The organism is Pseudomonas sp. GW821-FHT07E12, assembly GCF_058986605.1.
Genome location: NZ_JBYSVX010000016.1, coordinates 1 through 21564 on the forward strand (window position 1 = coordinate 1; position 21564 = coordinate 21564).

The window sequence follows — 21564 nt, forward strand, 5'->3', positions numbered from 1 at the left end:
CCCCCCCCCCCCCCCCCCCCCCCCCCCCCCCCCCCCCCCCCCCCCCCCCCCCCCCCCCCCCCCCCCCCGCTCCTACGCATATGGATTCCCTGACCTCGGCGCGGGAATCCACGGCGATACACTGTCGCCCCCACTCCGATGCCGCCACTGCCATGTCCCCGTTTGCCCACGACACCGCCCTGATCGTCGTCGACCTGCAACCGGACTTCATGCCCGGCGGCGCGCTGCCCTGCCACGAGGGCGCCGCGATCGTCCCCGGCATTGCCCAGCTGCTGGCCTCGCGCCGCTATGCCACCGTGGTCGCCACCCAGGATTGGCATCCGCCTACACACGCCTCCTTCTCCAGTCGCCATCCCGGCACCGAGCCGTTCGAGGTGATCGAACTGCACGGCCATCCGCAGACGCTGTGGCCCGATCACTGCGTGCAGGGCACGCTGGGCGCGGCGCTGGATCGGCGCGTGGACTGGAACGTCGCCGACCTGATCCTGCGCAAGGGCAACCATGAGCAGGTCGATTCCTACAGCGCATTCCGCGAGAACCACGGCCCTGATGGCACGCGTCCGCCCACCGGGCTGGCCGGCTGGCTGCGCGAACGCGGCATCGCCGAGGTGCACGTATGCGGACTGGCGCGCGATTACTGCGTGCTGTGGACCGCGCAGGATGCGGTCAGCGCCGGCTTCCGGGTGCGCTTCCTGTGGGATCTGACCCGTCCGGTCACGCCCGCTGGCGACGCGCCGACGCGCGCGGCGCTGCAGAGTGCCGGCATCGCCATCGACTGAATCGGCCCGGTAATCCGCAGCTCGAAACCTGCTCGGCCAAGGTGCCTGCCGCGGGCAGCGGGCAGCCCGCCATCACCGCGCCGCCGTCGCCTCGGACTGTGCATCGGCACCGCCACCAAGCACCTTGTACAGCGTGACGCGGTTGCTGGCTTCGGTCAGGCGCAACGTGATCAGGTCCTGCTGCGCGCTGTACAGCGAGCGCTGCGAATCCAGTGCCTCCAGATAGCTGTCCACGCCGTTGCGGTAGCGCGCATCGGCCAGGTCATAACTGCGCTGGGTGACCGCAACCAGGGCGCGTTGCGCGTCGAGCTGCTCGTCGATGTGGGTGCGCGCCGCCAGCGCGTCGGCGACTTCACTGAAGGCGGTCTGGATTGCCTGCTCGTACTCGGCGACGGTGATGTCCTTCTCGATCTTCGCCGAGTCCAGCGAGGCCTTCAGCGCGCCGCTCTGGAAGATCGGGATCGAGATGCTCGGCACGAACGACCAGGTGCGATTGCCCGCGTCGAACAGGCTCGACAACGCATCGCTGCTGCGCCCGGTCGAGGCGGTCAGCGAGATGGTCGGGAAGAACGCCGCACGCGCCGCGCCGATGTCGGCATTGGCGGCCTTCAGCGTGTGCTCGGCGTAGAGCACGTCCGGCCGCTGCAGCAGCACGCTCGAGGACAGGTTGGCCGGCAGCGGCGCCAGCGCGACCGCATCGTCCTGCATGTTCGCGCCAGGCAGCAGCGTGTCCGCCACCGGCGCGCCGACCACCAGTTCCAGCGCGTTACGTGCCTGCGCCAGCGAGGTGGTGTAGCTGGCGACGTCGGCGCGTGCGCTTTCCACACTGCTCTGCACCTGCGCCAGATCGACGCCGGAGACCACACCTTGTCCATGCTTGAGCTCGGTCAGGCGCAGCGTCTCGCGCTGGCTCTGCAGCGTACGCTGCGCCAGCGCCAGACGCTGCTGGTAGGCGCCAACCGTGAGCCAGTCGCCAGCCACCTCGGCGACCAGACTCATGCGCGTGCTGCGCTGGGTCTGCCCGGTGGCCAGCCAGGTTTCCAGCGCCTCGTTCTTCAGGCTGCGGATGCGCCCGAACAGATCCAGCTCCCAACTGCTGAAACCGACCTCGGCCGAGGTGCTTCGGCTCACCGTCGAGGTGCCGGTGCCGCTGGTGGCGGCGCTGCTGCGCTCCGAGCTCTGGCTGGCAGTGGCATTCACCGTCGGCAGCAGGTCGGCGCGCTGGATACGGTAGCTCGCACGTGCCTTCTCGATGTTGAGCATGGCCACGCGCAAGTCGCGGTTGTTGTCCAGCGCCAGCGCGATCGTCTGTTGTAGCTGCGGGTCAAGGAACACCTGCCGCCAGTCCAGCGCGGCCACCGGCGTGGCCGCGGCGTCGCCCGCCGATGCATCGCGAAACTGCTCGGCCACCGGCGCATCCGGCCGCTGGTAATGCGGCGCCATGCTGGCGCAGCCGGCCAGCGCGAGCGTGCAGGCCGCGGCGAGCAGCGTGCGCGGGAAAGTCATGCGGCTCATGGAGTCACCTCGGTCGTGTCTGCTGCGGCATGCTTGCCGTCCTTGCCGGGCGCGTTCTTGCCGGGAAACAGGCTGCGCACGATCACGTAGAACAACGGGACGAAGAAGATACCCAGCACGGTCGAGGCCAGGGTGCCGCCGAGCACCCCGGTGCCGAGCGAATGGCGGCCACCCGAGCCGGCACCGGTGCTGACCACCAGCGGCAGCACGCCGAGCATGAACGCCAGCGAGGTCATCAGGATCGGGCGCAGACGCAGACGCGCGGCCTCCAGCGTGGCGGCGACCAGCGATTTGCCCTGCTCCTCCAGCTCCTTGGCGAACTCGACGATCAGGATGCCGTTCTTGGCCGCCAGACCCACGGTGGCAAGCAGGCCCACCTGGAAGTACACGTCGTTCTCCAGCCCGCGCAACGTGGTGAACAACAGTGCGCCGAGGATGCCGATCGGCACCGCCAGCATCACCGAAAACGGAATCGACCAGCTCTCGTACAGCGCCGCCAGGCACAGGAACACGAACAGCAGCGAGACCGCATACAGCAGCGGCGCCTGCGCCCCGGATTGCTGCTCCTGGAACGACAACCCCGACCACGCATAGCCGAAGCCATTCGGCAGCTGCTTCACCAACGCGGCCATCTCGGCCATCGCGGTGCCGGAGCTGACGCCGCTGGCAGCCTGACCACTGAGCTCCATCGACGCCGAGCCGTTGAAGCGCGCCAGCGAGGCCGGCGCATAACTCCAGCCGGCCGTGGTGAAGGCCGAGAACGGCACCATCGCATCGTCGCTGTTGCGCACCGACCAGCGGCCGATGTCCTGCGGCAACATCCGCGCCTCCGGCTCGCCCTGCACGTAGACCTTCTTGATGCGGCCACGGTTGATGAAGTCGTTGACGTAGGTGCTGCCCAGCGCGGTCGAGAGTGTGCTGTTGATATCGCTCTGCGACAGGCTCAGCGCACCGGCCTTGGCGTCGTCGATCTTGATGTCGAAGGTCGGCGCATCTTCCAGGCTGCCATAGCGCACCGAGCTGAGCTTGTCGCTCCTGGCCGCCAGCGCGAGCAGTTGCTGGCGCGCCGACACCAACGCCTCGTGGCCGGCGCCACCCAGGTCCTGCAGCTCGAAGGTGAAGCCGGCACTCTGGCCAAGACCCGGGATACCGGATGGCGCGATCGCGAAGATCTGCGCGTCGCGGAACTTCTGCGCCATCGCCAGGGTGACGCGCATGCCGATCGAGGCGGCATCGGCCTTGCGCTCGCTCCAGTCCTTCAGCCGCACGAAACCCATGCCCGAGTTCTGGCCACTGCCGCCGGTGCTGAAGCCGGCGATCGCCATGATCGAGGCGACCTCCGGTTGCTGGCGCACGTAGTCGGAGACCTGCTCCATCACCTTCTGTGTCTGCTGCTGGGTGGCACCGGAGGGCAGCTTGATCTGCACCATCAGCATGCCCTGGTCCTCTTCCGGCAGGAACGAGGTGGGCAGGCGCCAGAACAGCAGGCCCATCACCAGCAGGATCACCGCATAGGCGAGCAGACCCAGCTTGCGATGGCCGGTCACGTACTTCACGCCGCCGTGGTAGCGGTGGCCGACGCGCTCGAAACGCGCGTTGAACCAGGCGAAGAAGCGGCCCAACGGTCCCTTGGCGGTGACGTGGCCGCCTTTCTCGATCGGGGTCAGGATCGTCGCGCACAACGCCGGGGTCAGCGTCATCGCCACCAGCACCGACAGGATCATCGCCGAGGCGATCGTCACCGAGAACTGGCGATAGATCGCACCGGTGGAGCCGCCGAAGAACGCCATCGGCAGGAACACCGCGGTCAGCACCAGCGCGATGCCGACCAGCGCACCGGTGATCTGGCCCATCGACTTGCGCGTGGCCTCGTAGGGCGACAGGCCCTCCTCGCTCATCACCCGTTCGACGTTCTCCACCACCACGATCGCATCGTCGACCAGCAGGCCGATCGCCAGCACCATGCCGAACATCGACAGCGTGTTGATCGAATAGCCCAGCACCGACAACACGCCGAACGTGCCCATCAGCACTACCGGCACCGCCACCGCCGGAATCAGCGTCACCCGCCAGTTCTGCAGGAACAGGTACATGATCGCCACCACCAGCACGATCGCCTCGATCAGGGTCTTGACCACCTCCTCGATCGAGATCTTCACGAACGGTGTCGTGCTGTAGGCGACGTGGTAGCTGAGCCCGCTCGGGAAGAACGGCGCCAACTCCTTGAGCTTGGCATCCACCGCCTCGGACACATCCAGCGCATTGGCACCGGAAGCCAGTTCGATGGCCATGCCGGAGGCGGGCTTGCCGTTGAACTGGCTGACCGACGAATACGACTCGCTGCCCAGCTCCACCCGTGCGACGTCCGACAGCAACACTTTCGCGCCACTGCTGCCGGACTTGACCACGATCGCCTTGAACTGGTCCACGGTCTGCAGGCGGCTGCGCGAAGTCACCGTCGCACTCAGCGCCTGCCCCTCCACCGCCGGCAACGCGCCGAGCGAGCCGGAGGAGACGTCGGCGTTCTGCGCCTCGATCGCGCTGGTCACGTCCGAAGGCATCAGCGAGTAGGTGCGCAACTTCTCCGGATCCAGCCAGATGCGCATCGAGTACTTCGAACCCAGCACCTGCACGTTGCCGACACCGTTCACGCGGCTGACCGGGTCCTGCAGCGAGGACACCATGTAGTCGGCGATGTCGGTGCCGTCCATGCTGCCGCCATCAGAGGTGAAGGCCAGCACCATGAAGATGCTGCCGGACGACTTGGTCACGGTGACGCCGGTGCTCTGCACCGTGTCGGGCAGCATCGATTCGGCCTGCTGCAGCTTGTTCTGCACCTGCACCTGGGCGATGTCCGGATCGGTACCGGAGGCGAAGGTCAGCGTCACCTGCGAGCTGCCCGCGGACGAACTGCTGGACGACATGTACAGCAGGTTGTCCAGGCCGGTCATGTTCTGCTCGATCACCTGGGTGACCGAGTTCTCGGTGGTCTCGGCCGAGGCGCCGGTGTAGGTGGCGCGGATCGAGACGCTCGGCGGGGCGATGTCCGGGTACTGCTCCACCGGCAGCGTGAACACCGCCAGCGTGCCGGCGAGGAGGATGACGATGGCGATGACCCAGGCGAAGATCGGGCGGTCGATGAAGAAGCGGGCCATGGCGGTTCCTTACTCGGCCTTGGCGCCGGCGGCGCCGGTCCTGGCCGCGGCAGCGTCCTTGGGCTGGCTCGCGCCCGCCTGCTCGACCTTCACCGCCTGCCCAGCGGAAACCTTGCTGGCGCCATCGACGATCAGCTTCTCGCCGGCCTTGAGCCCGGAGGTGACCACCCACTGGTCCTTGATCGCATCGCCGACCTGCACCACCCGCTCGATCACCTTGCCGTCCTCGCCGACCAGCTTCACGGTGGCCTCGCCCTTGGTGTTGCGGGTGACCGCACCCTGCGGCACCAGGATCGCGCTGTCGTTGATCGCCATCGGCAGCAGCGCGCGCACGTAGGTACCGGGCAGCAGCAGGCGGTCGGGATTGGGCACCACCGCGCGCAGGGTGACGTTGCCGGTGCCGGTATCCACCGAGGTGCCGACGAACTCCAGCGTGCCGGTGCGTGTGTAGGTGCTGCCGTCCTCCAGCACGATCTTCACCTCGGCCTTGCCGTCCACCGCCTTCAGTGCGCCACTGTCGAGTTGCTTGCGTAGGGCGAGCAACTGCGCGCTGGTCTGGGTGAGGTCGACGTAGATCGGGTCGAGCTGCTGGATCGTGCTCAGCGCAGTGTCCTGGCTGGCGGTGACCAGGGCACCCGGCGTGTAGGTCGAAGTACCGATGCGGCCGCTGATCGGCGCGGTGACGCGGGTGTAGTCGAGGTTGATCCTTGCGCTCTGCAGCGAAGCCTTCGCCGCCACCACCGCGGCCTCGTCCTGGCGCAGCGTGGCGATCGCATCGTCGCCGTCCTGCTTGCTGACCGCATCGGCGGCGACCAGCGCGCGATAGCGCTCGGCCTTGGGCCGGGCCGACAGCACCGCCGCCTCGGCCTGCGCCAGTTCGCCCTGGGCGCTGTCGTAGCTGGCCTGGTAGCTGCGCGGGTCGATCTGGTACAGCACATCGCCGGCCTTCACCTCCTGGCCTTCGGTGAACAACCGCTTCTGGATGATGCCGCCGACCTGCGGGCGCACGTCCGAGACCATGTAGGCCACGGTGCGGCCGGGCAGCGACTGCTCCATCGCCAGCGATTGGGTGCCCACGACCTGCACGCCGACGCTGGCCTGCGGTGGCGACGGCATCTGCTGCGGACCGCAGGCAGCAAGCGCCAAGGCCAGTGCGGCAGGCGCCAGCGGGCGCCAGGGCAGACGCGAAACGGAACGGCGGACAAGCGAGGACATGCGGCCAACCCATGCTGTATCGAGGACACCGCATGCTCGGCCGCAAATGTGCAGCAAATGGGGAGATTGGCTGAATCGGCGACCAACGCCTTGCTTTCCGCACCGCCGCTGCGGCTTAGTACGACTCAGATGAAACCCGGCATTTCCGCCAAGCTGTTCCTGCTCATCCTGACCGCCTGTGCACTGGTGCTGGCCGCCAACAGCGTGGTCGGCCGCATCCTGTTCGATCGCGCCTTCATGGGCTATCTCAACGAGCAGGGCGAGACGCGCATGCGCGAGGTGCTGCCGCGGCTGCAGGTGGCCTATCGCCAGCACGGCAGCTGGCAGTTCGTAAACAACAATCCCGAGGCGTGGTTCGAACTGCTGCGCCCGGACCGCCCGCGCGACGAAGCCCCGCTGCATGCGCCACCCGTATCCGACCAGACCGGCGCGATACCGCGTCTGGCGCTGCTCGACGGCAACGGCACGATCCTGATCGGCAACCCCGACGCCGCCAGCGATGCGATCCGGCTGCCGGTGCAGGTGGAAGGACGCACCGTCGGCTGGCTGGCGATGGTGCCGTTCCAGAAGGCCATCGCCGCCGGCGACGTGCGTTTCTATCGCGCGCAGATCCGGGCCTGGTGGGCCAACGGCATCGCTTCGGTGATCGTCGCCGCACTGCTGGCCTGGCTGCTCTCGCGCGCACTGTTGCGGCGCGTGCGCGGCCTGACAGGCACCATCCATCGCCTCGCCGCGGGCGACTACACACATCGGGTCGAACGGCCCAGCGATGACGACCTCGGCCGCCTCGCCGCCGACATCAACCGCCTGGCCGACACCCTCGAGGACACCGAGCGCAACCGCCGCAGCTTCATGGCCGACATCTCGCACGAACTGCGCACGCCGCTGGCGGTGCTGCGTGCCGAGCTGGAAGCGATCCAGGACGGGATCCGGCCGATGACACCCGCCGCGCTGGCACCGCTGCAGGGCGAGGTGGCGCAGCTCGGCAAGCTGATCGACGACCTGCACGAGCTGGCGGTGACGCAGACCGGCGCGGTGTCCTACCGCTTCGCCGCGATTGATCTGGACGGCGTCCTGCAAACCACCCTGGCCGGCATGCGCGGACGCTTCACCGACGCCGGCCTGACACTGCGAGCGGCACCATCGCCCACACCGCTGCTGATCGAAGGCGATGAACGCCGATTGCAGCAATTGTTCGCGAACCTGCTGGAGAACGCGCTGCGCTATACCGACCGCGGCGGTGAGGTTGTGGTGAACGTGCAACGCCACGGTCAGCGCGTGGAAGCGGTGATCGAGGACAGCGCACCGGGCGTGGTCGAGGACAAGCGCGAGCGGCTGTTCGAACGCTTCTACCGGGTCGAAGCCTCGCGCAACCGCGCCAGCGGCGGCAGCGGCCTGGGCCTGGCGATCTGCCACAACATCGTGCAGGCGCACGGCGGCACCATCCGTGCCGAGGGCGCGGCGCTGGGCGGCCTGCGCATCGTCGTCACCCTACCAGCGCTGGCGCCATCGTGATGACACCTGCGAACGGCGCCGACGCATTGATCCTGGTGGTCGAAGACGAACCGCGCCTGGCCGGCGTGCTGCGCGACTACCTGCACGCTGGCGGCTACCGCAGCGACTGGATTGCCGACGGCGCCGAAGTGATGGCCGCCTTCCACCGCCTCACACCCGACCTGGTACTGCTCGACCTGATGCTGCCCAACCGCGACGGCATCGAACTGTGCCGCGCACTGCGCGCAGAAAGCGAAGTACCGGTGATCATGGTCACCGCACGCGTCGAGGAAGTGGACCGCCTGCTCGGCCTGGAAGTCGGCGCCGACGACTACATCTGCAAACCGTTCAGCCCGCGCGAAGTGGTGGCACGGATCGGCACCGTACTTCGCCGCTACCGTGGCGGCGGTAACGGCGCCCCGCAGAACCTGCAGATCGACGATGCCGGCTGCCGCGCCGCACTGCGTGGCCGCTGGCTGGAACTGACCCCGGTGGAATTCCGCCTGCTGCGCACCCTGGCCGCCACGCCGGGCCGGGTCTGGTCACGCGACCACCTGATGAACCACCTCTACGCCGACCACCGCATCGTCACCGACCGCACCGTCGACAGCCACGTAAAAAACCTCCGCCGCAAACTGTCCGAGGCCGGCGCCGAAGACGACCCGATCCGCTCGATCTATGGCATGGGTTATCGCCTGGATCTGTAGCGCAGGCGAAACGGCATCGACTGTGCGCGCTACCGCGGGACCAGCGCCCCGTGGATCGGCGCGACCCAAGCGTCTTTCTCGATGTCATAGGCGATGAAGTCACTGTCGAACTGCCAGTAACTCCAGGCCCAGCCGCGGGCTTCGGCCTCGCGGGCGACGGCGGCGGTGTAGGCGACACGGGAGGCTATGTCGCCCTTGTCATAGGCCCCGAACTCACCCAGCAGCACCGGCCGGTCGTGGGCTGCGGCCCAGGCCTGGACGCTGTCGAAATCGGTCTTGATCCGCGCCCGCTCGGCCTCGGTTCCCCAGGTAATGCCGGTCTTCGACGTGGACGGGTTCCAGGACGCGCCCTGGTGGGTGAACTCGAATGGCGTGTAGTAGTGGAAAGTCACGATCAGATGGCGGTCGGCCTGCGGCAGGTCGAGGGCCTTGAGGTGTTCGAGGTTGTTCCAGGAGGCGGGACCGACGATGACGTTGCGGGTCGGGTTGGTCGCTCGCACCACCGGCAGCAGATCGGCGATCCAGCTGTTCCACAGGTCGTCTGTCAGACCCTTGTTCGGCTCGTTGAGCAGCTCGAACACCACGCCATCGGGAGCGTCCTTGTAGCGCGCGCCGATCTGGGTCCAGAAGGCGGTCAGCTTGGGCTTGCAGGTGGCCGGATCCTCGCCGCAAGGGCCGAAATCATGCTCGTCGAGGATGATGGTCAGCTTCTGGGCCAGGGCGGTCTCGACCAGATGGTCCAGGGTCTTCAGCCAGGCTGGATCCAGGCGGTTGTCGGCGTCCATGTGGGCGAAGCCGTGCAGATTGACCCGCACCGTGTCGAAGCCACCGTCCTTGATGACCTTCAAATGGTGGTCGATCTGGAAGCGGGCCTGGGCCGGATCTTTCCACAGCGGATCGTAGCCAAGGATGTTGACCCCTCGGGCCATGGCTTTGACCTGATCGGCAGGCGCGATCTCGCGGGCGGTCGCCGGGGCGACCATAAGCATAGAGAGCAGGACGCAGGCAGCGAGAACCTTGAAGCTTGGGCGCATGACGTTTCCTCGGCTGGGCTTCTGCGAACGCGCGTAACAACGCTGTCAGTCTGACCCGGGAAGCGCCGCCGCGCAACGGCGCCTCCAGCGCATTTTCGAGCGAAGTGGATGCCGGCTCGCATGCAGAAAATACGAAAAAATAAAATCCAGAACGCCGGGGCTGATGCAACGCCGAGTCTGGTCACGCGATCACCTGATGAACCACCTCTACGCCGACCACCGCATCGTCACCGACCGCACCGTCGACAGCCACGCAAAAAAACTCCGCCGCAAACTATCCAAAGCCGGTGCCGAAGACGACCCGATCTGCTCGATCTATGGCATGGGTTATCGCCTGGATCTGTAGCGCAGGCGAACAACATCGAAGCAGTGCTGTTGCTGTTGCTGTTGCTGTTGCCGTTGCTCGTGATTTTGACTTTGCTCTTCGCTTTTCCGGGGCCCCCATCCGCAGCGGCGGAGCCAGCGGGAATAACCCGAAGGGCGACGCACATGGATGTGCGTCGTTTTTCGCCGCGACAGGAAGTCGCGTCGAAAAATCCCGTTGGCGTAGCGGACCCGTAGCGAAGCGAAGGGCGCGAGGACTGGGGCGTGCTTTCTTTTGGTTACTTTTCTTTGCACGAGCAAAGAAAAGTGACTCGCGCCCGCAGGGCGTGAAAGCCTTTGCCGTTGAAGTTGCCGTCGCAGTTACTTCAAACCCAAGAAGCAACGTCCATGGATCCCCGCTTGATCAGCCATTACCAGCCATTCGGCTGTTGTGGAGCCCTTCGGCTGCTGAAAAGCGCTTCGCGGGGATGACGGTAGATAGATCGCAGGGAAGGCTCTGGATCCCCGCCTACGCGGGGATGACGATAGAAGGACGGCGAGACGAGAAAACAAACACAAACCGCGCCGCACCCACAACCAACCTCAGCGAAACACCACCGTACGATGCCCATTGAGCAGAATCCGATGCTCAACATGCCGCCGCACCGCCCGCGCCAGCACCAACGACTCCGTATCACTCCCCAACCGCACCAGATCACGCGGCGTCATCGCATGATCCACCCGCGCCACGTCCTGCTCGATGATCGGACCCTCGTCCAGATCCGGCGTCACATAGTGCGCCGTCGCACCGATGATCTTGACCCCGCGTGCGTGCGCCTGATGATACGGCTGCGCACCCTTGAAGCTCGGCAGGAAGCTGTGATGGATATTGATCGCACGCCCGGCCAGCGCCTCGCACAGGCGCGGCGAGAGGATCTGCATGTAGCGCGCCAGCACCACCAGATCGATCTGCTCGCGCTCGACCAGATCGATGATCTGCTGCTCCTGCTGCGCGCGGTTGTCCGCGCCGACCGGCATATGATGGAACGGCACGCCATACGACGCACTCAGCGCCGCGAAGTCGGCGTGGTTGGAGGCTACCGCGGCGATGTCCACCTTCAGCTGCTTGCTGTGTGCACGGAACAGCAGATCGTTGAGGCAATGACCCTGCTTGCTGACCAGCACCAGCAGCCGCGCGCGACGACGCGCATCGTGCAGCTGCCAGTCCATCGCGAAGTCGGCCGCCAGCGCGCCCAGGTGCTCGCGCAGCCGCGCCAGCGAGGCGCCCTCGGCCATGTCGAAATGCACGCGCAGGAAGAACTGGCCGCGCTCCTCGTCACCGAACTGCTGCGCGTCGAGGATGTTGCAATCCAGTTCGAACAGCAGGCCGCTGACGCGGTAAACAATACCGGTACGGTCCGGGCAGGAAAGCGTGAGGATGTAGTCAGGTCGCATCCGCTCAATGATAACGAAAGCAACGCCACGGCCGACCGACGCTTTCCGAGGAAACTGTCGCCGCCGCGCTCAGCGCTTCGGCAGGCGCAGGTACAGACGCCGGTTGACCTCGTCCAGCTGCGCCAGTGATTCGGCGATCGGCGTACCGGTGGCCTCTTCGGTGGACACGTGCGCGCGCAGGTGCGCAGGATCGTCCAGCTCGCCACGCACCACGAATACCCGCTCGCCGGTCTCGCCCAGATGCCGGCTCAGCACGACGTAATCGATCTGGTCGAAACCGTGCTGCTTGGCCAACGGCAACAGGCGCGCCGCCATGCGCTCGCTGACCGCATCGAAATCGCGTCCCAGCTCGGCATCCAGGCGTGCGACGCCGTCGCGGATCTGCTCGAACAGGCGGTGGTCCGGATGCTCGGGATGATCGGGCCCCAGCTTGTCGAGGGTCACGACGCCACCCCGGATATCCCGGCGTGGCACGACGTTGGACGGCAATACGGCATGGGTTTCCTCCTTGAGGTCGGTCACGGCTCCGGCGCCGACCTTAGCCGGTTTGTCGCCGGATACCCAAGCCCGCCATCACGTTCCGTGCCGTCCGCCGTTCAGCCTTGTCCTGCACGGGGCGCGACAGGCCGCGCCTGCCGTCGATCAGAGGCCGAACAGACCGCGCGCCGAGCGCGGCTCGCAGCGCAGGTATTGCGGCGCCGGCTGCACCGTCGCGCCGAGCGTGGCGGCCGCATGCCAGGGCCAGCGCGGGTCGTAGAGGATGCCGCGCGCCAGCGCGACTGCATCGACGCGCCCCTCGGCCAGCAGCGCCTCGGCGTGCAGCGGATCGGTGATCAACCCGACCGCGATCACCGGCATCGCCACCTGCGCCTTGATCGCCTCGGCGAACGGCACCTGGTAGCCGGCACCGAGCGCGATCTGCTGGCGCGGATCCAGACCGCCGCTGGAAACATGGATGAAGTGCGCACCGCGCGCATCCAACGCCTTGGCCAGGGCGATGCTCTGCGGCAGGTCCCAACCGCCCTCCACCCAATCGGTCGCGGAAATGCGCGCACCGACCGCGATGTTGTCCGAGACCGCCGCGCGCACCGCCTCGAACACGCGCAGCGTCAGTCGCATACGGTTTTCCAAGGCGCCACCGTATTCGTCGTTGCGGGTATTGCTCAGCGGCGACAGGAATTGATGCAGCAGGTAGCCATGCGCGGCATGGATCTCGATCAGTTGCAGGCCCAGCCGCTCGGCGCGGCGCGCGGCCTCGGCGAAGGCCTGCACGATGCCGTCGATCTCGCCCGCGTCCAACGCGTGCGGTTCCGGCGCGCCGGGATGGAACGGAAGCGTGGATGGCGCCACCGTCTGCCAACCATTCGGCCGGTCCGGCGCGATCGGATGCCCGCCATCCCATGGCCGCTCGGTGGAGGCCTTGCGACCGGCATGCGCGAGCTGCACGCCGATCGGCATCGGCGACCAACGCCGCACGCTGTCGAGCACCTGCTTCAACGCGGCCTCGTTGGCATCGTCGTACAGGCCCAGGTCGGCCCAGCTGATGCGGCCGCGCGCTTCCACCGCGGTGGCTTCCAGGATCAGCAGACCGGCACCGGACTGCGACAGGCTGCCCAGGTGCTGCACGTGCCAATCGCTGGCGCGACCTTCATCGGCGGAGTACTGGCACATCGGCGCGACCACGATGCGGTTGGCGAGTTCGAGCGGGCCGAGCGAAAGCGGCGAGAACAGCTGGCTCAAGGGGAAACCTGACGAGGGCAAGGGAAGCGCCATTGCACTGCGCGGCCGGCGGCAGCGCAACTGCCGGGGTGGATCACAGCGTCACGCGGCCCGCTCGCTGCCACGCAGGAACGCCAGCGCCGCGGCGCAATCGTGTTCGACCTTCAGCGTCAACAGCGCATCCGCCCGGGTCCGGCCGAAGTTCAACGCAGCGATCGGCAGGCCCTGCTGCGCGGCGGCCTGCACGAAGCGGAAGCCGGACCAGACCATCAGCGAGGAGCCGACCACCAGCACCGCGTCGGCCTGTGCCAGATGCGCGCTGGCGCGGGCAACGCGCTCGCGCGGCACGTTCTCGCCGAAGTAGACGACATCAGGCTTCAACAGACCGCCGCAGTGCTCGCAGGCCGGCACCACGAACGCGTCGAAATCCACTTCGTCCAGATCGGCGTCACCATCCGGTGCGATGCCTGCCTGCAACTGCTCCCAGCCGGGATTGGCCGCGCTCAGCCGTGCCTGCAACGCCGCGCGCGGGCTGCGCCGTTCGCAGTCCATGCAGCGCACCTGGTCCAGGCGCCCATGCAGGTCGATCACCTCACCGCTGCCGGCGGCCTGATGCAGGCCGTCGACGTTCTGGGTCAGCAACACTTCCAGCTGGCCGCGCGCCTCCAGTGCCGCCAACGCGTGATGGGTGCCGTTCGGCCGTGCCGTGCCGAAGCGCGGCCAGCCGATCAGGCTGCGCGCCCAGTAGCGCCGGCGCGTGGCCGCCTCGCCCATGAAGGCCTGGAACGTCACCGGCTGCGGACGCTTCCAGCCGCCCTGCCGGTCGCGGTAATCGGGAATGCCCGAGTCGGTGCTGCACCCGGCGCCGGTCAGCACGAACAGGCGCCGGTGGCGTTCGATGAAATCCTGCAGGTCGGCGATCGAGGCGCTCATGGTTCCCCAACATGGCGATGCCGGGCCGGCCACGCAAGCGCCGCGCGCAGAACGTCGCCGACGTCGATCAGGTTCGCGTCCGGCTCGCGGAAGTACGCCGGCCGGATCGGCGTGGTCGCTCAGACCACGATGCCGGGCGCGCCGGCCCCGCCCGTACCTGCATCGGACCCGTAGACTTGGAATTTCCCACGTCATTCACCATCCGCGCCGCCATGACCCCCCTGCCCATCAGCTTCGACGACATCGCCGCCGCCCACGAGCGCATCCGCGGCGCTGCCCACCGCACCCCGGTACTGACCTCGGCCACCGCCGATGCCGCCACCGGAGCCCGGCTGTTCTTCAAGTGCGAGAACTTCCAGCGCATGGGCGCCTTCAAGATTCGCGGCGCCTACAACGCCATCGCCCAGTTCACGCCGCAGCAGAAGGCCGGCGGTGTGCTGACGTTCTCCTCCGGCAACCACGCGCAGGCGATCGCGCTGTCGGCGCGGCTGCTGGGCGTGCAGGCGGTGATCGTGATGCCGCAGGACGCGCCCGCGATCAAGATCGAGGCCACGCGCGGCTATGGCGCCGAGGTGGTGCTGTACGACCGCTACAGCGAAGACCGCGAGGCGCTGGGCCGCCGCATCGCCAGCGAGCGCGGCATGACGCTGATTCCCCCGTTCGACCATCCGCACGTGATGGCCGGCCAGGGTACGACGGCCAAGGAACTGATCGAGGAGACCGGCCCGCTCGACATGCTGGTGGTGTGCCTGGGCGGCGGCGGACTGCTGTCGGGCTGCGCGGTGGCAGCGCAGGCCCTGGCGCCCGGTTGCGCCCTCTATGGGGTCGAGCCCGAAGCCGGCAACGATGGCCAGCGCAGCCTGCGCAGCGGCGGGATCGTGCGCATCGACATGCCGCGCACGATTGCCGACGGCGCGCAGACCACCTCCATCGGCCAGTACCCTTTCGCGGTGATCCGCGAGCTGGTGACCGACATCGTCACCGTTTCGGACGCCGAGCTGATCGAGACCATGAAGTTCTTCGCCGGCCGCATGAAGATCGTGGTGGAACCGACCGGCTGCCTGGCCGCCGCCGCGGTGCTGCACGGCAAGCTCGATGTCAGCGGCAAGCGCGTGGGCATCATCGTGTCCGGTGGCAATGTCGACCTGGACGCTTTTGGCCGCTTCGTGCAGGGATCGAGCGGCCCGGCAAGCGCGAGCGTGGTCAATTCTGCGGCGGCCGTGACCGTCTAGAGAGTCACCGATAGCACCACGACCGTCGTCCCCGCGAAGGCAGGGACTCAGCGACTTTCACTCGGCAAAGCCAAAGACCCTGGATCCCCGCCTCCGTGGGGATGACGAATTTCGTCGGCCGTTTCAAGCCCGATGCACATACGGCCGGTCACCCAACCAGCACTGCTTCAGAGGTAATTGCTGACTTCGATCAGGTTCGCGTCGAGGTCGCGGAAATACACCGACAGGATCGGTCCGGTCGCACCGGTGCGCTGCACCGGGCCTTCCTCGATCGCCACACCCGCGGCAAGCAACTCCGCCTGCACCTGCGCCAGCGGTGTGAGCGTGATGAAACACAGGTCCGCCGAACCCGGCGTCGGCCGCGCGGCCTTCGGTTCGTATTCGCGTCCGGCCGGATGCAGGTTGATCTTCTGCCGGCCGAACGCCAGCGCGCGTCGGCCCTCGCCGAACGTGAGCACCTGCATGCCGAGCACACGCGTGTAGAACGCACAGCTCGCCTCGACATCGGCGACGGTCAGGACCAGATGATCGAGACGATCGATGTCCACATCATTCTCCCCGCGGCGGATGCGGTGCGAAGCGGCCATACGGCCGTGAGTCGTCGGCGCCACGCCGCAGCACCTGCGCGGCGACCAGCGCGAATGCCAGCAGCAGCGTCAGGAACGCCACCAGCGCAACCCAACCACCGTGCTGCCAGAACCAACCACTGAACGAACCGATCACGCTGGATCCGACGTAGTAGGCCAGCAGATACAGCGAAGCGGCGTGGCTGCGATTGGCGCCACCGAGCCGGCTGACCCAGGCACTGGCGGCCGAATGCGCGATGAAGAAGCCGATGGTCAGCAGCACGATGCCGCCGATCACGCCCGGCAGCCAATGCAGCAGCGTCAGCAGCACGCCGGCGATGCAGGCAAGCACGCCGGACAGTACCACCGGGCCGCGCCCGAAGCGATCGGAAGCCGCACCGGCCACCGAGGAACTGACGATGCCGAATATGTAGGCGCTGAAGATCAAGCCGATCTGGCTCTGGCTCAAACCGAACTCCGTTCCCCCCAGACGGAAGCCGGCGTAGTTGTAGACGCTGACGAACGCGCCCATCAGCAGGAATGGAATCGAGAACAGCCACGGCAGATGGCGATCACGCAGGTGGCCGTGCCAGGCGCGCAGGTGATACACCAGATTGATGCCGTGACGGCGCACGAAATGGCGCGAGCGCGGCAGCAGCAACACGAACGCGATCGCACACAGCAGATCGAGCACGCCCAGCGCCGCCAGCGCGGCACGCCAGCCGAAATGATCGCTGAGCACGCTCATCATGATGCGTCCGCTCATGCCGCCGAACGCGTTGCCGGCCACGTACAGCCCGGTCGCCGCGCCGAGTCGTTCCGGAGGCAATTCCTCGGCCAGATACACCATCGCCACGGCCGGCACGCCGCCCAGCGCGATGCCGGACAGCGTGCGCACCACCACCAGCGCGCCCCAATGTGGCAGGCAGGCGGCGATCACGTTGAGCAGCGCCGCCAGCGCGATCGAAACGAACATCAGCCCGCGCCGGCCCAGGTTCTCCGAGACCGCGCCGGCGCAGAAGATCGCCAGCGCCAGCCCACCGGTGGCCAGCGACAGCGGCAACGAGCTGGTGGCCGCATCGACGCCGAACTCACGGGCGAACTCGGGCAGCAACGGCTGCACGCTGTAGAGCAGGGAAAACGTGGCGAAACCGGCCAGGAACAGCGCAATGCGGATGCGTGCCAGGGCGGGGGCGGCCGCGTCCAGCGGACGGGCGGGGGGAGTGCTCACAGGGATGGGGATGGGACCGATCGTGGAGGAATGTCTAGTGCTGCTCGCGTTGGGTGCTGTCCTGTGGGAGGGACTTCAGTCCCGACGCGGTACCGCCAAAGCGTCGGGACTGAAGTCCCTCCCACAGGAATCCGGCCGGCGCCGGTCCGGCAAATTATTTTCCTCCTGAAACAATCTGTCCAATATATGATGCCGGCAGCCCCGATACCCAAAGCCTCTCGGCATGGAACTGCGCCACCTCCGCTACTTCCTGGCCGTCGCCGAGGAAGGCAATTTCACCCGCGCCGCCGCGCGCGTGGGCATCGCCCAGCCGCCGCTGAGCCAGCAGATCCAGGCACTGGAAAAGGAACTGGGCACGCCGCTGTTCCGTCGCACCCATCAGGGTGCGGAATTGAACGAAGCCGGCGAGGCATTTCTGATCGATGTGCGGCGGGTATTGGCCGATGTCGATACCGCGGTCGATTCGGTGCAGCGTGCCGCACGCGGCGAGCGTGGTCGGCTGCGATTGGGTTTCACCGCTTCGGCGGCGTTCAATCCGGTGGTGCCCAAGCTGATCCGGCGCTTCCAGCGCGCCTGGCCGCAGGTGACCATCGTGCTGCTGGAGACCAACACCATCGGCCTGCTCAAGGCGATGGAGAGCGGCCAGCTCGATGCCGCCTTCATCCGTCCCAGCAGCCTGACCCCGGTCGGGCTGAACCTGCTGCACTTCCCCGACGAGCCGATGAAGATCGCGCTGCCGGCCGCGCATCGACTGGCCGGGCGCGCGCGACTGCCGCTGTCGGCGCTGGCCGGCGAGCCGTTCATCCTGTTTCCGCGCAGTTTCGGCCCCAGCCTGTACGACGAAATCGCGCAGGCCTGCCGGCTGGCCGGCTTCACCTTGCAGGTCAGCCAGGAAGCCCCGCAGATGTCCTCGATCTGCAATCTGGTCGCCGCCGAGCTGGGCGTGTCGGTGGTGCCGCAGGCGATGACCCATGTGCAGCTGCCGGGCGTGCGCTACATCGACATCCAGGGTCACGTGCCGCTGGCGCGGCTGGCGCTGGCCTCGTTGCCCGGTCACGAAACGGTAGTGGTGCAGCACCTGGCGCGGCTGGCGCGGGCACTGGTGCAGGAGACCGCTTGACCTCAACTTTGGTTGAGGTTGTCCAATGGCCGCTCCAATCCCGTGCGAGCCGGCCCGATGCGCATCGTCCATCTGCAGCAACCCACCTATGACCCCACCGCGAGTGCCGCGTTCTATCGCGATGTACTGCAGCTGCCGGTCGAAGGCACGCGTGTGCGTGTCGGCTGGAGCGAGATCGAGCTGATTCCCGCCGAGGGCGTGGTCGGTTGCGTGCATCTGGCGTTCAACGTCGCACCGCACCGCTTCGAGGAAGCCGAGCGCTGGGTCATCGAACGCGCACCGCTGCTGCGGGACACGCATGGCACCACGCGCTTCCCGTTGTCGCGCGGCTGGGATTCGGAGTCGGTGTATTTCGCCGGGCCGGACGGCGCGGTGCTGGAGCTGATCGCACGCCGGCGCCTGCCCGCGCCGAAGCCGGTGCACGGCCCGTTCCACGGCAGCGAACTGCTGTGCATCAGCGAAGTCGGTCTGCCGAGCGCGAACGTCAGCGGCGTGACCCGCAGCGTCGGCAATCACTTCCGGATGCCGCCGCTGGAAGAACCGACGCCGGTGTTCGCACCGCTTGGCGATGACGAAGGCCTGCTGATCGTGGTCGATCACGAGCGACGCTGGTTTCCCGAACAACGCCGGCTACCGTGGGCACGCGGTGTGCGTGTGCACGTGCAGGGCCCGCCGCCGGGTTTGTGCCTGTATGACGCGCAGGGTTGGGAGTTGCGCTCGGTGGCATGACAGGCCGGAGCCACACAGGATCCGCACTCGTGGAGCCGAGCTTGCTCGGCTGGGTGTTACTGGTGAAGCCTCAGCCGAGCAAGCTCGGCGCTACAGCGCCGGCCGCTCGGACAAGCGCACCCGCGATGCTTCCAGCCAGGTGACGTGGCGGGTGCCGTCGCGAGCGGTATAGCGCACCTGGATCCAGTGGCCCCATGGCGTCAGCGCGACCAGGCGATCACCGGGCACCACGAACAGCCCGCGCTCGCGGCACCCCGCATCCGGCGCGCGATGGAAGTACACGCGGCCCTCGCCGCCCACCTTCGCCTGCAGCGGCGGATGCAGGCCCACGCTCTCGCGCAGCGCGTGCTGCTCCACGCCGCTGCAATCCTGCGCGCCGGCGAGCGCCGGCAGTGCCAGCGTGATGACCAACAGACCCCGCACGATCATGCGCCGGCAGACGCGTCCGGAAGACGGAAGAAGCCGCGCGCCGCAACGGTGGTGGCGGCGGCGACCGTGGCCACGTCCTCGTCACGATCGCGCGCCAGCTCCTCGACGATGTGCGCCAGGAACATCGGCTCGTTGCGACGATCCTTCGGCATCGGCTTGAGCGTGCGCGGCAGCAGGTACGGCGCATCGGTCTCGATCATCAGCCGCTCGGCCGGGATGTGCCTGACCAGCTCGCGCAGGTGCGCGCCACGGCGCTCGTCGCACAGCCAGCCGGTGATGCCGATGTACCAGTCGCGGTCGAGATAGTCGAACAGCTCGCGGCGCTCGCCGGTGAAGCAGTGCACCACCGCCGGGCCGAGCTTGCCGTCGAAGTTGCGCATCATCGCGATGAAGTCATCGTGCGCGTCGCGCTGATGCAGGAACAGCGGCTTGTGGTTCTCGCTGGCCAGTTGCAGTTGGCGCTCGAACGCCTTGCGCTGGGCCGGGCGCGGGGCGAAGTCGCGGAAATAGTCCAGCCCGCATTCGCCGACCGCGACCACTTCCGGGTGCGCATGCAGCGCGCGCATCTCGGCATCGCACTCGTCGGTGTACTCGACCGCATGATGCGGATGCACGCCAGCGGTGGCGAACAGGAACCCGGGATGGCGCTGCGCCAGTTGCAACGCCTGCGGCGAATGCTCGCGGCTGGCACCGGTGATGACCATCTGGGCCACGCCGGCAGCGCGCGCGCGTTGCAGCACCGCCTCACGGTCGTGGTCGAAGGAATCGTGGGTGAGGTTGGCGCCGATGTCGATCAGCTGCATACGGCCGGGTAGTTCGTGGGGAAGCGGCGGATTGTAGCCGCTGCACTCTTTCATCCGTTATCCGTCTCACCCGTTATCCGTAGGAGCGGCTTCAGCCGCGATGGAGCTTTACCGGTAACGCCCCATCGCGGCTAAAGCCGCTCCTACGGGGTGCCCGCACCAATCTGCTCGATGTGTGAGGCCAGCGCCTGGATCGCCAGGTTGGCCGCGCGCGAGAGCTGGCGTTGCGGCGCCACGCACAGCGCCAGCGTCATCGGTTTGGTCAGGTGCGCGCGGAACGGCACGAATGCCAGCCGGCCGTCGGCCACGTCCGGGGCGGCGTCCAGCCATGACATCAGCGCCACGCCCACGCCGGCACGCGCCAGCGCGCGCAGGCTGCGCACGTCGTTGCACTGGGTGAAGCGCTTCACGTCCAGCTGCTGGCGCTGGTACAGCACCTTGGCGTGCTCGTTGACCATCAGCGGCGCGGCCGGCAGCAGCAGGCCGTGGTCGATCACATCGCCCAGCTGCAGCGAGGCCTTGCCGGCCAGCGGATGATCCGGCGGCATCGCGATGCCGAGCGGCACGTCGGCGAACGCGCGCACTTCCAGGTCCACGCTGCTGACCGGGTCGAGCAGCAGGCCGAAGTCGACATCGGCACGCGCCACCATCTCCACCACCTTCTGGTTGCCGGCGGTGGACAGGTTGAAGGTCAGCCCGGGGTGCTGCTGGATCAGCGTGCCGACCACCTGCGGCACCATGCCTTCGCTGAGCGCGTCGATCATCGCGATGTCGACGTGGCCGCGCCGCAGGCCCTTGAGTTCCTCGAAGCGCTCCAGGGTGCGGCCGTAGCTCTTCTCCCACTGCCGCGCTTCCACCAGCAGCATCTCGCCAGCGGCGGTCAGGCGCAGCCGGCCAGGCAGGCGCTCGAACAGCTGCGCGCCCAGATCCTCCTCGGCCCGCAGAATCTGCCGGTCGATCGCCGAGGCGGACACGTGCAGTACCTCGGACGCCTTGCGGATGCTGCCGCAGCGCGCGACCTCGATGAAGTAACGGGTGAAGCGGGAGAAGGTCAGCATCGGTGGGCTCCAGGGCCGTCCCGCAGAGAATCTATCGTCATCCCCGCGCAGAGCCTGCTCCCAGCGAAGGCGGGGGCAGGCTCTGCG

At 67.5% G+C, this 21564-nt stretch carries 19 protein-coding genes and 1 pseudogene; 7 read left to right on the plus strand and 13 right to left on the minus strand.

Going from position 1 to position 21564, the window contains the following annotated elements; translation table 11 throughout:
- The first annotated feature begins 152 nt into the window (after positions 1-152).
- Positions 153-779: a nicotinamidase gene (locus AC3WJE_RS10800; protein ID WP_493730797.1), complete on the plus strand. Its 627-nt coding sequence runs from the start codon at positions 153-155 to the stop codon at positions 777-779.
- A gap of 72 nt (positions 780-851) precedes the next feature.
- Here the strand turns inward: AC3WJE_RS10800 and AC3WJE_RS10805 are convergent, their stop codons facing one another.
- The 3 genes from AC3WJE_RS10805 to AC3WJE_RS10815 are packed head-to-tail and all read right to left on the minus strand — an operon-like array spanning position 852 to position 6664.
- A complete protein-coding gene (locus AC3WJE_RS10805) occupies positions 852-2294 on the minus strand; it encodes an efflux transporter outer membrane subunit (protein ID WP_493730798.1) in 1443 nt (480 codons plus the stop codon).
- Positions 2291-5449: an efflux RND transporter permease subunit gene (locus AC3WJE_RS10810; RefSeq protein WP_493730799.1), complete on the minus strand. Its 3159-nt coding sequence runs from the start codon at positions 5447-5449 to the stop codon at positions 2291-2293. Before AC3WJE_RS10810 ends, AC3WJE_RS10805 begins: the two co-directional genes overlap by 4 nt.
- Before the next feature lie 9 nt (positions 5450-5458).
- The gene (locus AC3WJE_RS10815) at positions 5459-6664 is read right to left on the minus strand and encodes an efflux RND transporter periplasmic adaptor subunit (RefSeq protein ID WP_493730800.1); all 1206 of its coding nucleotides are present in this window, start codon (positions 6662-6664) and stop codon (positions 5459-5461) included.
- Positions 6665-6793: 129 nt separating this feature from the next.
- On the opposite strand from AC3WJE_RS10815, the gene baeS reads away from it, so the two are divergent.
- Positions 6794-8179: a sensor histidine kinase efflux regulator BaeS gene (baeS, locus tag AC3WJE_RS10820; RefSeq protein WP_493730801.1), complete on the plus strand. Its 1386-nt coding sequence runs from the start codon at positions 6794-6796 to the stop codon at positions 8177-8179.
- Positions 8179-8865 carry a response regulator gene (locus AC3WJE_RS10825; protein ID WP_493730802.1) on the plus strand — a complete coding sequence of 229 codons (687 nt, stop codon included), beginning with the start codon at positions 8179-8181 and terminating at the stop codon, positions 8863-8865. The genes baeS and AC3WJE_RS10825 overlap by 1 nt, the downstream gene beginning before the upstream one ends.
- 29 nt (positions 8866-8894) lie before the next feature.
- On the opposite strand, the gene AC3WJE_RS10830 is transcribed toward AC3WJE_RS10825, so the two are convergent.
- Complete coding sequence (locus AC3WJE_RS10830) at positions 8895-9794, minus strand: glycoside hydrolase family 5 protein (protein ID WP_493730803.1); 900 nt, start codon at positions 9792-9794, stop codon at positions 8895-8897.
- Between the two features lie 250 nt (positions 9795-10044).
- On the opposite strand from AC3WJE_RS10830, the pseudogene AC3WJE_RS10835 reads away from it, so the two are divergent.
- Positions 10045-10245 (plus strand): annotated as a pseudogene (locus AC3WJE_RS10835) (winged helix-turn-helix domain-containing protein); the annotation flags it as partial.
- A 560-nt stretch (positions 10246-10805) separates the two neighbouring features.
- On the opposite strand, the gene purU reads toward AC3WJE_RS10835, so the two are convergent.
- From purU to AC3WJE_RS10855, 4 genes are all read right to left on the minus strand, one after another.
- Entirely contained in the window at positions 10806-11666 is an 861-nt protein-coding gene (gene purU, locus AC3WJE_RS10840; RefSeq protein WP_493730878.1) for a formyltetrahydrofolate deformylase, read from the minus strand.
- A 60-nt stretch (positions 11667-11726) separates the two neighbouring features.
- Positions 11727-12179, minus strand: coding sequence for an XVIPCD domain-containing protein (locus tag AC3WJE_RS10845; RefSeq protein WP_493730804.1), 453 nt, complete (start codon positions 12177-12179; stop codon positions 11727-11729).
- 120 nt (positions 12180-12299) lie between these two features.
- Complete coding sequence (locus AC3WJE_RS10850; protein WP_493730805.1) at positions 12300-13397, minus strand: NADH:flavin oxidoreductase/NADH oxidase; 1098 nt, start codon at positions 13395-13397, stop codon at positions 12300-12302.
- Between the two features lie 81 nt (positions 13398-13478).
- Positions 13479-14309, minus strand: coding sequence for an NAD-dependent protein deacetylase (locus AC3WJE_RS10855; protein ID WP_493730806.1), 831 nt, complete (start codon positions 14307-14309; stop codon positions 13479-13481).
- Positions 14310-14521: 212 nt separating this feature from the next.
- On the opposite strand from AC3WJE_RS10855, the gene AC3WJE_RS10860 reads away from it, so the two are divergent.
- Positions 14522-15541, plus strand: a complete 1020-nt coding sequence (locus tag AC3WJE_RS10860) for a threo-3-hydroxy-L-aspartate ammonia-lyase (protein WP_493730807.1) — start codon at positions 14522-14524, stop codon at positions 15539-15541.
- Between the two features lie 167 nt (positions 15542-15708).
- Here AC3WJE_RS10860 and AC3WJE_RS10865 read toward each other — a convergent pair whose 3' ends face one another.
- Both AC3WJE_RS10865 and AC3WJE_RS10870 read right to left on the minus strand, forming a co-directional pair.
- The gene (locus tag AC3WJE_RS10865) at positions 15709-16089 is read right to left on the minus strand and encodes a VOC family protein (RefSeq protein ID WP_493730808.1); all 381 of its coding nucleotides are present in this window, start codon (positions 16087-16089) and stop codon (positions 15709-15711) included.
- Between the two features lies 1 nt (position 16090).
- The gene (locus tag AC3WJE_RS10870) at positions 16091-17338 is read right to left on the minus strand and encodes an MFS transporter (protein WP_493730809.1); all 1248 of its coding nucleotides are present in this window, start codon (positions 17336-17338) and stop codon (positions 16091-16093) included.
- Between the two features lie 223 nt (positions 17339-17561).
- Here AC3WJE_RS10870 and AC3WJE_RS10875 point away from each other — a divergent pair, with 223 nt between their 5' ends.
- Together AC3WJE_RS10875 and AC3WJE_RS10880 are read left to right on the plus strand one after the other, a co-directional pair.
- Positions 17562-18458, plus strand: coding sequence for a LysR family transcriptional regulator (locus AC3WJE_RS10875; protein ID WP_493730810.1), 897 nt, complete (start codon positions 17562-17564; stop codon positions 18456-18458).
- A gap of 57 nt (positions 18459-18515) precedes the next feature.
- Positions 18516-19187, plus strand: coding sequence for a VOC family protein (locus AC3WJE_RS10880; protein WP_493730811.1), 672 nt, complete (start codon positions 18516-18518; stop codon positions 19185-19187).
- Positions 19188-19277: 90 nt separating this feature from the next.
- Here the strand turns inward: AC3WJE_RS10880 and AC3WJE_RS10885 are convergent, their stop codons facing one another.
- The 3 genes from AC3WJE_RS10885 to AC3WJE_RS10895 all read right to left on the minus strand — a co-directional run bounded on the left by AC3WJE_RS10885 (position 19278) and on the right by AC3WJE_RS10895 (position 21477).
- Positions 19278-19610, minus strand: a complete 333-nt coding sequence (locus AC3WJE_RS10885) for a hypothetical protein (protein ID WP_493730812.1) — start codon at positions 19608-19610, stop codon at positions 19278-19280.
- 2 nt (positions 19611-19612) lie between these two features.
- The gene (locus AC3WJE_RS10890) at positions 19613-20419 is read right to left on the minus strand and encodes a TatD family hydrolase (RefSeq protein ID WP_493730879.1); all 807 of its coding nucleotides are present in this window, start codon (positions 20417-20419) and stop codon (positions 19613-19615) included.
- A gap of 143 nt (positions 20420-20562) precedes the next feature.
- Positions 20563-21477 carry a LysR family transcriptional regulator gene (locus tag AC3WJE_RS10895; protein ID WP_493730813.1) on the minus strand — a complete coding sequence of 305 codons (915 nt, stop codon included), beginning with the start codon at positions 21475-21477 and terminating at the stop codon, positions 20563-20565.
- Between the last annotated feature and the right edge of the window lie 87 nt (positions 21478-21564).

Coding starts and splice junctions, on each gene's coding strand:
- AC3WJE_RS10875 (WP_493730810.1), top strand. CDS start 17,562: ATGGAACTGCGCCACCTCCGCTACTTCCTGGCCGTCGCCGAGGAAGGC.
- AC3WJE_RS10800 (WP_493730797.1), top strand. CDS start 153: ATGTCCCCGTTTGCCCACGACACCGCCCTGATCGTCGTCGACCTGCAA.
- AC3WJE_RS10890 (WP_493730879.1), bottom strand. CDS start 20,419: ATGCAGCTGATCGACATCGGCGCCAACCTCACCCACGATTCCTTCGAC.
- AC3WJE_RS10830 (WP_493730803.1), bottom strand. CDS start 9,794: ATGGCCCGAGGGGTCAACATCCTTGGCTACGATCCGCTGTGGAAAGAT.
- AC3WJE_RS10810 (WP_493730799.1), bottom strand. CDS start 5,449: ATGGCCCGCTTCTTCATCGACCGCCCGATCTTCGCCTGGGTCATCGCC.
- AC3WJE_RS10860 (WP_493730807.1), top strand. CDS start 14,522: ATGACCCCCCTGCCCATCAGCTTCGACGACATCGCCGCCGCCCACGAG.
- AC3WJE_RS10825 (WP_493730802.1), top strand. CDS start 8,179: ATGACACCTGCGAACGGCGCCGACGCATTGATCCTGGTGGTCGAAGAC.
- AC3WJE_RS10805 (WP_493730798.1), bottom strand. CDS start 2,294: ATGAGCCGCATGACTTTCCCGCGCACGCTGCTCGCCGCGGCCTGCACG.
- baeS (WP_493730801.1), top strand. CDS start 6,794: ATGAAACCCGGCATTTCCGCCAAGCTGTTCCTGCTCATCCTGACCGCC.
- AC3WJE_RS10855 (WP_493730806.1), bottom strand. CDS start 14,309: ATGAGCGCCTCGATCGCCGACCTGCAGGATTTCATCGAACGCCACCGG.
- AC3WJE_RS10895 (WP_493730813.1), bottom strand. CDS start 21,477: ATGCTGACCTTCTCCCGCTTCACCCGTTACTTCATCGAGGTCGCGCGC.
- AC3WJE_RS10815 (WP_493730800.1), bottom strand. CDS start 6,664: ATGTCCTCGCTTGTCCGCCGTTCCGTTTCGCGTCTGCCCTGGCGCCCG.
- AC3WJE_RS10880 (WP_493730811.1), top strand. CDS start 18,516: ATGCGCATCGTCCATCTGCAGCAACCCACCTATGACCCCACCGCGAGT.